13 protein-coding genes are annotated in these 15,128 nt (G+C 71.2%); 2 read left to right on the top strand and 11 right to left on the bottom strand.

From position 1 onward, the window contains the following. Window positions 1–19: 19 nt before the first annotated feature. From ACFV8T_RS22885 to ACFV8T_RS22930, 10 genes are all read right to left on the bottom strand, one after another. Window positions 20–1,249, bottom strand: coding sequence for a sensor histidine kinase (locus ACFV8T_RS22885; protein WP_385330303.1), 1,230 nt, complete (start codon window positions 1,247–1,249; stop codon window positions 20–22). Then, window positions 1,246–2,727: a cation acetate symporter gene (locus ACFV8T_RS22890; protein ID WP_385330306.1), complete on the bottom strand. Its 1,482-nt coding sequence runs from the start codon at window positions 2,725–2,727 to the stop codon at window positions 1,246–1,248. The genes ACFV8T_RS22885 and ACFV8T_RS22890 overlap by 4 nt, the downstream gene beginning before the upstream one ends. Further along, the gene (locus tag ACFV8T_RS22895) at window positions 2,724–3,086 is read right to left on the bottom strand and encodes a hypothetical protein (protein ID WP_266430174.1); all 363 of its coding nucleotides are present in this window, start codon (window positions 3,084–3,086) and stop codon (window positions 2,724–2,726) included. Before ACFV8T_RS22895 ends, ACFV8T_RS22890 begins: the two co-directional genes overlap by 4 nt. Window positions 3,087–3,147: 61 nt before the next feature. After that, window positions 3,148–3,900 carry a LytR/AlgR family response regulator transcription factor gene (locus ACFV8T_RS22900; RefSeq protein ID WP_385330308.1) on the bottom strand — a complete coding sequence of 251 codons (753 nt, stop codon included), beginning with the start codon at window positions 3,898–3,900 and terminating at the stop codon, window positions 3,148–3,150. Between the two features lie 89 nt (window positions 3,901–3,989). Then, on the bottom strand, window positions 3,990–4,850 hold the full coding sequence (locus tag ACFV8T_RS22905; RefSeq protein WP_385330309.1) for an Fpg/Nei family DNA glycosylase: 861 nt from the start codon (window positions 4,848–4,850) through the stop codon (window positions 3,990–3,992). Between the two features lie 36 nt (window positions 4,851–4,886). Next, the gene (locus ACFV8T_RS22910; protein WP_385330312.1) at window positions 4,887–5,741 is read right to left on the bottom strand and encodes an amidohydrolase family protein; all 855 of its coding nucleotides are present in this window, start codon (window positions 5,739–5,741) and stop codon (window positions 4,887–4,889) included. 1 nt (window position 5,742) lies between these two features. Continuing rightward, window positions 5,743–6,054, bottom strand: coding sequence for an L-rhamnose mutarotase (locus ACFV8T_RS22915; protein ID WP_093546627.1), 312 nt, complete (start codon window positions 6,052–6,054; stop codon window positions 5,743–5,745). 1 nt (window position 6,055) lies between these two features. After that, window positions 6,056–7,039 carry an aldo/keto reductase gene (locus ACFV8T_RS22920; protein WP_385330470.1) on the bottom strand — a complete coding sequence of 328 codons (984 nt, stop codon included), beginning with the start codon at window positions 7,037–7,039 and terminating at the stop codon, window positions 6,056–6,058. A gap of 146 nt (window positions 7,040–7,185) precedes the next feature. Then, a complete protein-coding gene (locus tag ACFV8T_RS22925) occupies window positions 7,186–8,574 on the bottom strand; it encodes a wax ester/triacylglycerol synthase family O-acyltransferase (RefSeq protein ID WP_385330315.1) in 1,389 nt (462 codons plus the stop codon). Window positions 8,575–8,695: 121 nt separating this feature from the next. Next, window positions 8,696–10,762 carry a SpoIIE family protein phosphatase gene (locus tag ACFV8T_RS22930; RefSeq protein WP_385330318.1) on the bottom strand — a complete coding sequence of 689 codons (2,067 nt, stop codon included), beginning with the start codon at window positions 10,760–10,762 and terminating at the stop codon, window positions 8,696–8,698. Window positions 10,763–11,019: 257 nt separating this feature from the next. On the opposite strand from ACFV8T_RS22930, the gene ACFV8T_RS22935 reads away from it, so the two are divergent. Next, on the top strand, window positions 11,020–12,387 hold the full coding sequence (locus tag ACFV8T_RS22935; protein WP_385330321.1) for an FAD-dependent oxidoreductase: 1,368 nt from the start codon (window positions 11,020–11,022) through the stop codon (window positions 12,385–12,387). Between the two features lie 99 nt (window positions 12,388–12,486). Here ACFV8T_RS22935 and ACFV8T_RS22940 read toward each other — a convergent pair whose 3' ends face one another. Further along, window positions 12,487–13,539 carry a chitinase gene (locus ACFV8T_RS22940; RefSeq protein ID WP_385330473.1) on the bottom strand — a complete coding sequence of 351 codons (1,053 nt, stop codon included), beginning with the start codon at window positions 13,537–13,539 and terminating at the stop codon, window positions 12,487–12,489. Window positions 13,540–13,955: 416 nt separating this feature from the next. On the opposite strand from ACFV8T_RS22940, the gene ACFV8T_RS22945 reads away from it, so the two are divergent. After that, window positions 13,956–15,005 carry an iron-siderophore ABC transporter substrate-binding protein gene (locus tag ACFV8T_RS22945; RefSeq protein ID WP_385330323.1) on the top strand — a complete coding sequence of 350 codons (1,050 nt, stop codon included), beginning with the start codon at window positions 13,956–13,958 and terminating at the stop codon, window positions 15,003–15,005. Window positions 15,006–15,128: the final 123 nt, after the last annotated feature.

Genomic DNA, 15,128 nt, shown 5'->3' on the forward strand with positions numbered 1-15,128 from the left:
GCGGTGCCCGGCCCGCCGGTCAGGAACCGTGCACCCCGGCACGGTACTTCGGCAGCCGCACCGTGATCTTCATCCCGGCGCCGATGCCCGTCTCGATGACGAGCCCGTAGTCGTCGCCGTACACCTGGCGCAGCCGTTCGTCGACGTTGAGCAGTCCGATTCCGGTGGAGTGGCCGCCCTCGCCGCGCAGGATGTGGCGCAGGCGTTCCGGGTCCATTCCGGTGCCGTCGTCCTCGATGACGACCTCGGCCTCGGAGCCTGCGTCGAAGGCGCTGATGGTGATGCGGGTCGGGCTCTTTCCCGTCCGGACGGAGCCGGCGTCCCGGGGAGCGGGCACGGCTCCTTCGAGGCCGTGCTTGACGGCGTTCTCGACCAGTGGCTGGAGGCAGAGGAACGGCAGGGCGACGGGCAGTACCTCGGGGGCGATCTGGAGGGTGACCGCGAGCCGTTCGCCGAAGCGGGCCCGTACGAGAGCCAGGTACTGGTCGATGGAGTGGAGTTCGTCGGCGAGGGTGGTGAAGTCGCCGTGGCTGCGGAACGAGTATCGGGTGAAGTCGGCGAATTCCAGGAGGAGTTCGCGGGCCCGTTCCGGGTCGGTGCGGACGAACGAGGCGATGGCGGCCAATGAGTTGAAGATGAAGTGCGGGGAGATCTGGGCCCGCAGCGCTCTGATCTCGGCCTCGATGAGCTGGGTGCGGGAGCGGTCGAGTTCGGCGAGTTCCAGCTGTACGCAGACCCAGCGGGCCACCTCTCCGGCGGCTCTCGCCAGCACCGCGGACTCTCGTGGTGCGTAGGCGATCAGGGTGCCCAGTACCCGGTTGTCGACGGTGAGCGGCACGGCGACGGCCCAGCGCAGCGGGCAGTCGAGGTCGTCGCAGTCGCTGCGGAAGGCAGTGTCCCGGCCGCTGGCGAGGAGGCCTTGCACCTGGTCCATGACGTGGTGGCCGTGGTGTTCGCCCGCGCCGTCCCAGACGAGCACCCGGTCGCGGTCGGTGAGGCAGAGCGCGTCGGTGCCGAGCAGGGAACGCAGCCTGCGGGCGGCTCTGCGGGCGCTCTCCTCGGTGAGCCCGGCGCGCAGCGGGGGCGCGGCGAGCGAGGCGGTGTGCAGCGTCTCGAAGGTGGCGTGCTCGACGGGGGTCCCGACGTCGCTGGGGCGGACGGGGCGGGCGGTGCGGCGGCCGAGCAGGAAGCCCGCGCCGAGCAGCAGGAGGGCGAGCAGGACCAGTACGGCGTATCCGGCTCCGGTCATCGGTGCCTCCCCGCTGTCAATGTTTCCGGGAGGTGGAAGCGGGTCATGGCGGCGTTGGTGCCGGCGGGTATCCGACCGGGCGTGGCGAGGGACACCAGGACCATCGCGAGGAAGCCGACCGGCACCGACCAGACGGCGGGCCAGGCGAGCAGGGCGTGCGGCCAGCCCGGCGGGCGTACCGCGCCGCTGACCGTGATGGCGACGGACAGGAACGCGGAGCCGCCGCCGAGCAGCAGTCCGGCGATGGCACCGGGCGGGGTGAGCCGCCGCCACCAGATGCCGAGGACCAGCAGCGGGCAGAAGGAGGACGCGGAGACGGCGAACGCCATTCCGACGGAGTCGGCCACCGGTACCCGGCTGACCATCAGCGAACCGGCCAGCGGTACGCACATGGCGAGGACGGTCGCCAGCCGGAAGTGCCGGACCCCGCGCGAGGGGAGCACGTCCTGGGTGATGACTCCGGCGACGGCCATGGTGAGCCCGGAGGCGGTCGACAGGAACGCGGCGAAGGCGCCGCCCGCGACGAGAGCGCCGAGCAGCTCCCCGCCGAGCCCGCCGATGACCCGGCCGGGCAGCAGCAGCACGGCGGCGTCCGCGTCCCCGCCGTGGATCAGCTCGGGGGCGTACAGCCTGCCCAGTGCGCCGTAGACCGGGGGCAGCAGGTAGAACACGCCGATGAGGGCGAGGACGGCGACCGTGGTGCGACGGGCGTCGCGGCCGTTGGGGCTGGTGTAGAAGCGGACGACGACGTGCGGCAGGCCCATGGTGCCGAGGAAGGTCGCGACGATCAGCCCGTAGGTGGCGTACAGCGGATGGTCGGCGCGGAAGACGGAGAGCTGCTCGTCGAAGGTGACCCGGGGACGCCCGTCGCCCTGCCAGGCGAGCACCAGGAAGATCACGGGGACCAGGAGCGCGGTCAGTTTCAGCCAGTACTGGAAGACCTGTACGAAGGTGATGGACCGCATGCCGCCCGCGGCGACGGCGATGACGACGACGGACGCCACGAGTACGTCGCCGAGCCAGCCGGGCGCCCCGGTGAGGATCTTGAGCGTCAGCCCCGCGCCCTGGAGCTGCGGCACGAGATAGAGCCAGCCCGCCGCGACCACGAAGACGCTGACCAGTCTGCGCGCCTGTCGTGATTCCAGCCGTCCCTCGGCGAAGTCGGGCAGCGTGTACGCCCCCGAGCGGCGCAGCGGTGCGGCAACGAAGACCAGCAGCACCAGATAGCCCGCGGTGTAGCCGACCGGGTACCAGAGCATGTCCGGGCCGTGCACGAGCACCAAACCCGCGATGCCGAGGAAGGAGGCGGCGGAGAGGTATTCGCCGCTGATGGCCGCGGCGTTGAGCCGGGGCCGTACGGTGCGCGAGGCGACGTAGAAGTCGGAGGTGGTGCGGGAGATGCGCAGTCCGAAACCGCCGACGAGGACCGTGGCGAGAACGACGGCGGCGACCGCCGCCACCGCGTACGTACGGCTCACTGTGCGGGGCGGCCTTCCACGAGCCGGGCGAAGTCGCGTTCGTTGCGCTCGGCCCGTCGCACGTACCACCAGGCGATCAGGGTGAGCGGCGGGTAGGCGGCGAATCCGAGGACCGCCCAGACGAGGGCGGCGCTGTGCAGGGCCTCGAAGACCAGCGGCAGGGTCCCGACGACCACGGCGAGGACGGTGAACGCGGTGAGACCGGCCCGCAGTTGGCTGCGCATCAGTGAACGGACGTACGCGCCGCCCAGTGCGGTCTGCTCGTCGATCTCCGACTGGGTGCGGTAGCGCGGCAGCGGGCGCACCCGCCGGGGCTCCCCCGTCACCACTTCGCGGCGGGGCGTTGGCTCTGCGGACATGGGCCCGGAGTGTACGCAGCACCGGACCGCCGTGGGAAGGACGGAGCCCGGTGGGCGCTGGTCAGCGGCCGGTCCGGCGCATCAGCAGATCACGCAGCGCGCGGGTGTGCCGGCGGCTCACGGCGAGCTCCGCGGTGCCGATGCGGACGCTCATGCTGCCCGCGTCGAGGCGGAGTTCGTCGATCCGGCCCAGGGCGACGAGGTGGCGTCGGTGGATGCGTACGAAGCCGCGGGTGCGCCAGCGCTCCTCCAGGGTGGTGAGGGGGACGCGGACGAGGTGGCTGCCGGTGGCGGTGTGCAGCCGGGCGTAGTCGCCCTGGGCCTCGGCGTAGGCGATGTCGTCGATCGGGATGAACCGGATGACTCCGCCGAGCTCCACCGGGATCTGGTCGCCCGCGGTGTCGAGCACGGGTGCGGAGCGGTCGCCGACCTGTTCGGCGACGCGGCGCACCGCTTCGGCCAGGCGCTCGCGGCGTACCGGTTTGAGGACGTAGTCGACGGCCTTCAGGTCGAAGGCCTGGACGGCGAAGCCCTCGTGCGCGGTGACGAAGACGATGAGCGGCGGCGCGGCGAAGCCGGCCAGCAGCTGGGCCACGTCGAGACCGGTGAGGCCCGCCATGTGGATGTCCAGGAACACGACGTCGATGGCGGCCGGGTCGTCCGGGCCGGCGTCGACGGCGCCGCCGATGCGGCGCAGCGCCTCGGTGGCCCCGGTGGCCCCTTCGGCGCTGCGGATCCGGGGATCGGCGCGCAGGAGGTAGAGGAGTTCCTCCAGGGCGGGTTCTTCGTCGTCGACGGCGAGTACGCGCAGCATGGGCCGGAGTGTAGGGCGCGCACGGGGGTGCGGGGCCGGATGATTCACCGCTTCTTCGCGTACCGGCCGGCCCGGCGCGCCCCGGCGGGTCATTTGAGCAGCCTGGAGAGGCGGCGGTCGGCCAGCGGCCTGCCGCCGGTCTGGCAGGTCGGGCAGTACTGGAGCGAGGAGTCGCTGAACGACACCTCGCGGATGGTGTCCCCGCAGACGGGGCACGCCTCGCCGGTGCGCCCGTGGACCCGCATCCCGCTCTTCTTCTCGGCCTTGAGCTTTCCGGCCGCGAGTCCGCCGGAGCGCGCGACCGCGTCGTGCAGCGTGGTGCGCATCGCCGTGTGGAGCCGGGTGATCCGGTCGTCGGTGAGGTTCGTGGTGAGCAGATACGGCGACATCTTCGCGACGTGCAGGATCTCGTCGCTGTAGGCGTTGCCGATGCCGGCGATCAGGGACTGGTCGCGCAGGGCGCCCTTGATCCGGCGGCGCTCCCCGGCGAGCAGCGCGGCGAACGCGTCGCGGTCGAAGGAGTCGTCGAGGGGGTCGGGGCCCAGGCGGGCGATGCCCGGCACCTCGGCCGGGTCGTGCACCAGGTACACGGCGAGGCGTTTGGTGGTGCCCGCCTCGGTGAGGTCGAAGCCGTCGCCGCCGGTGAGCACGGTACGCAGCGCCAGGGGCCCCTTGCCGGGGCGCGGCGGCGCGGCGGGGAATTCGTCCTTCCAGCGCAGCCAGCCGGCTCGGGCGAGATGGGTGATCAGGTGCAGCGGGCCGGCCCCGATGTCGAGGAACTTGCCGTGCCGGGCGATGCCGGTGACCGTGGCGCCGTGCAGGGCGGTCGGCGGTGGGTCGTATGTCTTGAGGACGCTGACGTTGAGCGGCAGCACGCGGTCGATCTCCTTGCCGACCAGGTGGTCGTCGAGGAAGATCCGCAGGGCTTCGACTTCCGGCAGTTCGGGCATGGTTCCAGACTGCCAAAAGGCCCGGCGGGACGCCTGTCAGAGACCGTAGACCCGCTCGGCCGTGGTGGCGAGGACGCGGGCCCGCTCGTCCGCGGTGAGGGCGTCGGTGAGGCTGCGTGCCGCGTCGACGACCTCCTCGTACGTCGCCGCGAGCCGGCACACGGGCCAGTCCGAGCCGAACATCAGCCGGTCGGGGCCGAAGGCGTCGAGGACGGTGTCGGCGTACGGGCGCAGGTCGCGCACGGTCCAGGAGCGCACATCGGCCTCGGTGACCAGTCCGGAGAGCTTGCAGACGGTGTTGGGGCGGGCGGCCAGGGCCCTGACGTCCTCGGCCCAGGGACGCAGTCCACCGGCGGCGACGGGTGGCTTGCCGGCGTGGTCGAGCACGAAGGTCAGCTCGGGCAGCAGTGCCGCGGCCTGGACGGTGGCGGGCAGTTGGCGGGCCTGGACGACGAGGTCGTAGACGAGCCCGGCGTCGGCGACGGCGCGCAGTCCGCGCCGGACATCGGGGCGCAGCAGCCAGGCGGGGTCGGGTTCGCCCTGGACCTGGTGGCGGATGCCGACGAGCCGGTCGCCGCCGGGGAGTTCACGCAGCGCGGCCAGCGTGTCGGCCACATCGGGAGCCGTCAGGTCGCACCAGCCGACGACACCCGCGACGAGGTCGCTGTCCCGGGCGAGGGCCAGGAACTCGGGGGTTTCCTCCGCGACGGTGACGGTCTGGACGAGGACGGTGGCGTCCACCCCGACGGCGCGCGCCTCGGGCTCCAGGTCGGACAGGGTGAAGTCGCGCCGGAGCGGGGCGAGTTCGTCGCCGGTGATCCAGTCCTGGTCGCGCACCGACAGGTCCCACACGTGGTGGTGGGCGTCGACGATCCGTTCCTGAGCGGTCATGTCACAGCTCCCAGGCGACCGGGAGACCGGCCTCGGCGCCGTCGGCCGAGTAGTCGTGCGCCACGTCGAGCAGTTCGTCCATCCTGGCCTGCCAGGCGACGTTGACGGGAAGCTGCTCCAGCTCGGCGAGGAGTGCGGCGTAGTCCTCGCAGTCGATGACGTGGAAGAGGTCGGTGCCGCTGCGCCAGATCGTCCAGGACGTGGCGCCCGCAGCGCGGATCGCGGCGGTGAGCTCCGCCGGGACTTCGCGGTGTGCGGCCTCGTACTCCTCGATGCGGTCGGCGCGGACCTTGGTGTGCAGGGCGATTCTCATGTCAGTGTCCGTTCTCGGTCAGCAGGCCCTCGGCGCGCAGCTCGTCCCAGAGCTCGTCCGGGATCTCGCGGCGGAGCAGTGCGGCGGCGTCGCGCACCTCGTCCGGGGAGCGGGTGCCCACGAGCACTCCGGCGACGGCCGGGTGGGCGAGCGGGTAGTGGAGGGCGGCGGCCCGCAGCGGCACGCCGTGGCCCTCCGTGACGGCCTTGATCCGCAGGGCCCGGTCCAGGAGGGAGAGGGGCGCGGCCGTGTAGTCGTACGTCGCGCCGGGGCGCGGGTCGGCGAGCAGCCCGGAGTTGAAGACCCCTCCGACGACGACGCTGCGGCCTCGGGCCGCCGCCTCGGGCAGCAGTTCGGTCAGTGCGGACTGGTCGAGGAGGGTGTAGCGCCCGGCGCAGAGCACCACGTCGACATCGGTGTCGCGCAGGAACCGGGTCAGCATCGCGGTCTGGTTCATCCCGGCGCCGATGGCTCCGACGACGCCCTGCGCGCGCAGCTTCTCCAGCTCCGGGTAGGCCTCGCGGAACGCGGTCTCCGCGTGGTCGTCCGGGTCGTGCAGATAGGCGATGTCGATGCGGTCGAGCCCGAGCCGTTCCAGGCTGTCCTCGATGCTGCGGCGTACGCCGTCGGCGCTGAAGTCCCAGCGCCGGCGGTGGGTGGCGGGTACGGCGAAGCCCTCGGAGAGTCCGCCGGGGCCGGCCCCGGAGCCGGCGGGCAGCGGGTCGAGCACCCGCCCCACCTTCGTGGACAGCGCGTAGGAGTCGCGGGGCCGGCCGCGCAGGGCCTCGCCCAGCCGCCGTTCGGAGAGGCCGAGTCCGTAGTGCGGCGCGGTGTCGAAGTAGCGGACGCCCTCGTCCCAGGCGGCGTCCACGGCGGCGGCGGCCCGCGCCGGTTCGACGGCGGTGAAGAGATTGCCGATGGCAGCCGCCCCGAAGGACAGCTCGGTGACCTCGACCGCGCTGCGTCCCAGCCTCTTGCGCCGCATGCTTCCGCCGCCCTCCCCGATGATCGCTTCCTGCACACAGCGAATATTCATCGGATCACTTGGGCGCGTCAACACCTCAGGCGTCACCAACTACGGCACTTTCCTGGAAATCTGTCCGATCTATGACCGATCGGGTCGTCGGCCGCTCAGTGCGTCGGCAGCAGCGCGAGCAGCTCCGCCACCTCTTCGTCGGCGCAGCGCGCCAGCCGCTCCAGATCGGGCAGCGCCTTGCCGTCGGCCACCAGCCCGACCCGCACCCGGCCGCCGTACGTGGACAGCGCGACGGCGAGGGCCTGGCCGCGGGCCAGTGGCGCCATCGGGTAGACCGCCCGCAGCGGGCAGCCGCCGAGCGAGAGTGCCGAGCGCGGCAGGGGCACGCTGGTGACCAGGACGTCGAAGAGCATCCTCGCCGCGTTCCCGGCGAGCGGCGCGCCGAAGCGGTGGGCCAGCGAAGGCAGTTGATCGGCGAGCACGGCGACCGCGCCGGCACCGCGGAAGGGGCCCGCGGCCTTGTTGCGGTCCATGGCGGTCCGGACGGCACCCAGCCGCTTCCACGGATCGGGTTCGCCGACCGGGAGCCCGAGCAGATAGGCGGAGAGCCTGTTCCCGGTCGCCCCGGCCTGGCCGGGCCTGCGGCGGGAGACCGGGACCAGGGCGCGCGGGTCCTCCTCGGGCAGCGCTTCGCCCCGCTCCCGCATCCAGCGGCGCAGCGCTCCGGCGACGATCGCGAGCAGGACGTCGTTGGTCGTGCCGCCCGCGGCGCGGCGGATCCGCTGGACGGCTTCGAGGTCCAGGTCCGCGGTGGCCAGCCGCCGGGTGCCGCTGGACCTCGCGGTGAGCGCGGGCGCGCCGCGCGGATCGAGGCGGCTGGCCCGCACCATCGAGGCGCCGACGCCGAACGCCCGCCCGAGATCCTCGATCCGGCCGAGCGCGAGGCCCGCCACCTGGCGCGGGCCCGGCATCCATGAGCGGGGCGGGACGGTGCGCGCCCGGCGGACCGGCACACCGCTGCGGGCGCGGCCGACGGCGGCGATCTCGTCGAAGATCCCGGCGCCGATGGCGACCGCGCGCATCCCGTCGGCCAGCGCGTGGTGGAGTTTGACGAGCACCGCGAACGGACCGCCGTCGGCGCCGCCGATGACGTACATCTGCCAGGGCGGCAACCCCCGTTCGAGGGGCCGTTCCATCAGTTCACCGGCGAGCCGGGTGGCGCCCGCCATGAATCCGCCGTCCTGGTCCCGCGACTCCGCCCCGGTCAGCCGCACCCGCCGGATGTGCCGGTGGACGTCGAAGTCCTTGTCCACGAACCAGGCCGCACCGCCGACGGGCAGCAGTACGTCCCTGACCCGCATCCGCAGCCGGGGAATGGCGGCGGCACGGGTGCCCAGCAGTTCGAGCACGGTCGCCGCGTCGGCGCCGCGCGTCGGGCCGGGGGCCGGGGAGAAGACGGCGAGCGCGCCGAGATGCATCGGGTGGGCATCGGATTCGAGGTGCCAGAAGGCGAGATCGAGGGGTGCCAGCAGCTCAGTTCCCAACGGGTCCTCATGTCATCGAAGACAAATACTGACGGAGTCGCAGTCAATCGCTCGCGGTCGGTTACGGTCAAGAACAGACATGTTACGTTCTGTTACTGTCGGGTAGGTAAGCAGGTTTCTTTCACTCGTGTGCCGGGATGACGAATTCGCACCACACACACTTGCCGCTGCCCCGGGATTCCACGCCCCACAGGTCCGCCAGCCGGTCCACCAGCATCAACCCGCGCCCGGACACCCCGGCCTCCCCCGCGTCCCGGCGCCTGGGCAGCGCGCTGGAGCGGTCCTCGACATCGACCCGCAGGCGCCGCTCGGGTCCGGTGAGCACCCGGATCGTGACGATGGCCCCGCCGTCGGTGTGCATGAGCGCGTTGGTGATCAGTTCGTCGGCGGCCAGCTCGACCTCGTCGGCCCGTACCTTGGCGCCCCAGGCCCGCACCGCCGCCCGGATCATGTGGCGCGCGGAGCTGAGCGCCTCCGGGTCGCTCTGCGCGACGTGCTGCTGGAGCCGGCCGCCCGGCTGGGGTGCGTGAGCCGCCTTGCGGCGCAGCAGCAGGACCGCGACATCGTCCTCGCCGCCGCGCTCGTCGACCTCCTCGCAGAGCCGGTCGGCCAGCCGCTGGAGGTCCTGCGGACCGCTGCGCACCATGGCCGTCAGCAGCTGTATGCCCTCGTCGAGATCGGCGCCCGGCAGCTCCACGAGACCGTCGGTGAACAGCACCAGGGTCTGGCCGGGGTCCAGCTCGACGGTGCTGACCGGGTATTCGAGCCGCCCGAACTCGGCCGAGAGCCCCAGCGGCAGCCCGCCCTCCGCGGGCAGCCTGCGGCAGTTGCCGTCGCTCTCCCGCACCAGCGGATCGACGTGGCCGGCCCGGACCAGCTGCACCACGCCGGTCGTCAGATCGACCTCGGCGTAGGTGCAGGTCGCGAAGCGGTCCGTGTCCAGCTCGTGCAGGAAGACGGAGGCCCGCGCCATCACCGTGGCGGGGCTGTGCCCCTCGGCCGCGTAGGCCCGCAGGACGATGCGCAGCTGCCCCATGACGGCCGCGGCGTGGGTGTCATGGCCCTGCACGTCCCCGATGACGGCCCCGACCCGGCCGCCGGGCAGCGGAATGACGTCGTACCAGTCGCCCCCGATGTCCCGGCCCAGCCGGGCCGAGCGGTACCTGACGGCGATCTGCGCCCCCGGCACGTCCGGGATCCGGCGCGGCAGCATGGCCTGCTGGAGGCCCTCGGCGAGGTCGTGCTCCTGCTCGTAGAGCATGGCCCGCTGCAGGCTCTGCGCGATGGAGCTGCCGAGCGCGACCAGCAGATTGCGCTCGTCGCCGGTGAAGCCGTCCTTGTCGCTGTAGAGCAGGCCGAGCGCGCCGATGGGCCGGGCCTGGGCGATCAGCGGCAGATAGGCGGCCGAGGTGATGCCGAGGTGGCTGATGTGGGGCCACAGGATCGGGTAGGAGGTGGCGAAGTCCGTGGCGGACTCGATGAAGCGGGGCGTGAGCGTGCGTACGACCTCACTCATCGGGTACTGCTCGTCCGTCCGGGTGTACCGGGTGCCGGGCACGAACGAGCCCTCCGGGCCGTCGGCCACCAGATGGATGCGTCCGGCCTCCATCAGCCCCATGACCAGGCTGGTCGCCCCGAGATGTGCCAGGCCCTGGGAGTTCTTCAGCACCTCGATGACGTCACCGACGGTGCGGGCGTGGGCCAGTGCGGCCGTGGTGCCGTCCACCAGACTGGTGCGGCGGCGACGCTCGTGGTCCAGATCGCGACGGGCGGTGGATTCGGCCAGTTCCTGGGTCGCGTCGCGGACGATGCCGATGATGCGGTGCGGGCGGCCGGTCAGGTCCCGTCGGATGAAGCCCTGGGTATGCGTCCAGCGGAGGCCGCCGTCGCGCCGCCTGATCCTGAAGTACGCCCCGTAATTGCTCTGCCCGCTCTTGAGCGCCTCCGCGACCATGGCGTCGAGCCGTACGCCCTCGTCCGGCGGTACTCGTCGGCCGAGCGACTCCGGCCGGTTGTCGTACTCGTCCGCCCGCAGGTCGAACACGTCGAGCGCGGGCCGGTCCATGTGCATGAGGCCGCTGTCGAGGTCCCAGTCGAAGCTGCCCATACGGTTCAGGGCGAGGCTGAGATCCGGGTGGGCGGGCCAGTCGTCCGGGAGTGACAGGGCACCCGCTACCCGATCATCCATGCGGGTCACTCTGCCATCATTTGTCCGATTCTTCGAGCGAACCTCGCGCGGTCGGGCGAATCCTCCCCCTCGCCACCCGAGTGCACTTCACGCCCTTGCGGGCGCCGGACGACGGGGCCGGACGTCTCGTAGGGCGAACCGCCCCGAGGCCACGATCCGGCAACGGATACCGTGTCCCATGGAGCACGGTAAGCCCAGCCTTACCTTTACCCTGAGCTGCACTGCCCGCATCAGCCCGTTCTAAGGACCAGCACCTGATGACCCGCCCCGTCCGCGTCGCCATAGTCGGAGCCGGCCCCGCCGGCATCTACGCAGCGGACGCGCTGCTGAAATCCGAGGCCGCCCAGGAACCGGGTGTTTCGATCGACCTGTTCGAGCGGATGCCCGCCCCCTTCGGCCTCATCCGTTACGGAGTGGCCCCGGACCACCCGCGGATCAAGGGCATCGTCCAGGCACTCCACCAGGTTCTCGACAAGCCGCAGCTGCGGCTGTTCGGCAACGTCGACTACCCCAACGACATCGACCTGGACGATCTGCGGTCCTTCTACGACGCCGTGATCTTCTCCACCGGCGCCGACGCGGACCGCGCGCTCGACATCCCCGGCAGCGAGCTCGACGGCTCCCACGGCGCCGCGGACTTCGTCTCCTGGTACGACGGCCACCCCGATGTGGCCCGCACCTGGCCGCTGGAGGCGGAGAAGGTCGCCGTGCTCGGCGTGGGCAATGTGGCCCTGGACGTGGCGCGCGTCCTCGCCAAGACGGCGGACGAGCTGCTGCCGACCGAGATCCCCGCCAACGTCCACGAGGGCCTCAAGGCCAACAAGGCCCTGGAGGTGCACGTCTTCGGGCGCCGCGGTCCCGCGCAGGCCAAGTTCAGCCCGATGGAGCTGCGGGAGCTGGACCACTCGCCGAACATCGAGGTCATCGTCAACCCCGAGGACATCGAGTACGACGCGGGTTCGATCGAGACCCGGCGCGGCAACAAGCAGGCCAACATGGTCGCCTCCACGCTGGAGAACTGGGCCATCCGCGATGTCGGCGACCGGCCGCACAAGCTGTTCCTGCACTTCTTCGAGTCCCCGGTGGAGATCCTCGGCGAGGACGGCCGGGTCGTCGGCCTGCGCACCGAGCGGACCGAGCTGGACGGCACCGGCAACGTCAAGGGCACCGGAAACTTCACCGACTGGGACGTGCAGAGCGTCTACCGCGCGGTCGGCTACTACTCGCAGGAGCTCCCGAAGCTCCCGTTCGACGTGGTCTCCGGCACGGTCCCGCACGCCGCGGGACGCGTCGTCGACGGCGGGGAGCACATGCCCTCGGTGTACGTCACTGGCTGGATCAAGCGCGGTCCGGTCGGCCTGATCGGCCATACCAAGGGCGACGCCAACGAGACCGTGGCCTGCCTGCTCGAGGACCGGGCCGAGGGCCGGCTGCCCGCCCCGGTCCGGCCCGAGCCGGAGGCCGTCACCGCCTTCCTGGAGGAGCGCGGCGTCCGCTACACCACCCGCGAGGGCTGGTACCGCCTGGACGCGCACGAGAAGGCCCTGGGCGCGGAGCAGGGGCGCGAGCGGATCAAGGTCGTGGAGCGCGAGGACATGCTGGACGCCTCCGAGCCCCGTTCCTGACCGTACGGCGTACCGGCCGGCCGGCCGCCGTCGCGGCCGGCCGGAAGGGCAGCCCCGTCCACCTCGGCGGAGCTGCCCGCTCCCCGGTCCCCCGGTTCCTCAGCGGCCCTGGAGCGCCTTGACGTTGTCCCCGAAGGTCCACCCCTTCGAGCCGTCCCAGTTGAGCGACCAGGTCATCAGGCCCTTGAGCGCGTTGCCGTAGTGGTTCCAGGCCTGCGACACCTGACCCGTCGACATGTGACCGCCACCCGCGCCCGGCTGGGCCGGCAGCCCCGGAACCTGCTTGTCGTACGGCACCTTGATCGTGGTGCCCTGGACGACGAGCCCCTTGTCCAGACAGTCCGTCTGGGCGGTGAATCCCTCGACCGTGCCCGCGGAGTACGAGTCGCCGGCGCACCCGTACATGCTGCCGTTGTAGTACTGCATGTTCAGCCACCACAGACGCCCGTTGTCCGCGTACTTCTTCACGATGGGCAGGTACGCGCCCCAGATCGAGCCGTAGGTGATGCTCCCGCCGGTGACATAGGCGGTCTCCGGCGCCATCGTCAGTCCGAAGTTCGACGGCATCTGCGCGAGTACGCCGTCGATGATGCGGATGAGGTTGGACTGCGAGGCCGACAGCTGGTTGATGTTCCCGCTGCCGGTGAGGCCGGTCTCGATGTCGATGTCGATGCCGTCGAAGTTGTACTTCTTGAGAATCGGCACCACCGTCTCGACGAACCGGTCGGCGACCGTGCTGGAGCTGAGGTCGATACCGGCGGCCGCGCCCCCGATCGACATCAGGGTGGTGAGCCCGGACTCCTTCGCCCGGCACATCTCGGCCGGGGTCGGGACCTTCACGGTCGAGTCCATCCCGTCCTCCCACAGGACGGTGCCGTCCGAGAGGATGACCGGGAAGGCCGCGTTGATCACGTTGTAGCCGTGCTGCGCGATGCGGCTGTCGGTGACCGGGATCCAGCCGAGCGGCGGGTGCACACCGTTCGACGCGCCGTCCCAGTTCTCCCAGTACCCCTGGAGCACCTTTCCGGCGGGCTTCGACTTGACCGCGCAGGTCTCGCCCTGCGCGGTGCTCGGCGTTGCGCCCACCAGCATCTGTACGACACATGCCGCCGCGAGGCCGACCCCCAGCAGGCGCGATGTCCGACCGAACATGCTCACTTCCCTTCCTGTCGCGGCCGGGCGCCACCGAGGCGGTGCGGATGCCCGAGGCGGCCCGGCGCGGGGCGAGTTGGCGCGTGAATGGCATGACCCTGACAATCTGACCGGAATGCGGTCTCGCATTTCACGGCTCGCCACACGCTAGGGAGGCCCGAACCTTCCGTCAATAGGTCTGGACCAAAGAGGCCGCCGGGCCGCGAACCCGGACCCGGACCCGGACCGGCGCGACAGGGGGCCGAAAGCGTTATCCAGGGGGCCGGTTGTCGCCGCACAACGGCTTAGCTTAGGCTTGCCTAACTCCTTGCGATCTGCATAGGGGCCGCCCGTCGTACTCCGTATGACGATCTTCGGCGTGCCCTCCCCCAGCCGCGGGGTCCTGTCGCTCCATCCGCCAAACATGAGGAACATCCATGTCCCGGTTCACCCGTGCGCGTCGCCGGACGCTCGCCGCAACTGCCGCCGCCGCAGCCCTCGTTCTCGCCCTCGGCGGCTGCTCGTCGAGCGACGACGGCAAGGAGACCTCCGGCGCATCCGGGAAGAGCGGCGGTGCGTTCCCCGTCTCCATCAGGAGCGCGCTCGGCACCGCGGAGATCAAGGAGCAGCCCGAACGCGTCGTCACCCTCGGCCAGGGCTCGGCCGAGACCGCCATCGCGCTCGGCCACACCCCGGTGGGCATCGAGAAGTACGAGTGGGGAAGCGACAAGACGGGCTATCTGCCCTGGATCCACGAGGCGGTGAAGAAGTCCGGCGACAAGCTGCCGACCCAGTTCACGGGCGGTGAGGACATCGACTTCGAGGCCATCACCGAGCTGGAGCCGGATGTCATCCTGGCGCCGTGGTCGGGGATCACGCAGAAGGATTACGACATCCTCAAGGACATCGCCCCCACCGTCGCCTACCCCGATCTGGCGTGGAGCACGGACTGGGACCAGCAGATCGACATCATCGGCAAGGCGCTGGGACAGACGGACGAGGCGAAGGGCCTCGTCTCGAAGATCGAGAAGCAGCTGTCCGACGCGGCGGCGACCCGGCCGAACTACAAGAAGTACAAGTTCTCGTACATCTACAACACCGGCCCCGGCACCCTCGGCGTGTTCAAGCCCGAGGAGCAGCGCGTCAAGATGCTCACCTCGCTCGGCCTCACCGTCGACCCGGTGGTGAACTCCTTCAAGGAGACCAAGGGCACCGACTCGGCGCTCATCGGCCTGGAGAACGCCGAGAAGCTGAAGGACAGCGATCTGCTCTTCACCTTCTACATGGATGACAAGTCCCGCAAGGAGATCGAGGCCCAGCCGCTGTACGCGGCGATGCCCGCGGTCAAGAGCGGCGCCATGGTGTACAGCAACGACAACTCCTTCGTCACGGCCTCCTCCATCATCAACCCGCTCACCGTGCCGTGGGTGATCGACCGTTACCTGCCGCTGATCGACAAGGCCGTCAAGGCCGCCGACAACGGCTGAGGCCGGCCACCACCCACATGGCCACCACCACGCACGCACCGGCGAGCGGGTGTGAGAAACCCCCTGGAAGGCGCAAAGCGCGAGGCGCCGCCTCCCCCTTGGTGTCTCTCCGTCTCCTCCCCG

It is taken from the genome of Streptomyces sp. NPDC059832 (assembly GCF_042731715.1).
Lineage (GTDB): Bacteria > Actinomycetota > Actinomycetes > Streptomycetales > Streptomycetaceae > Streptomyces.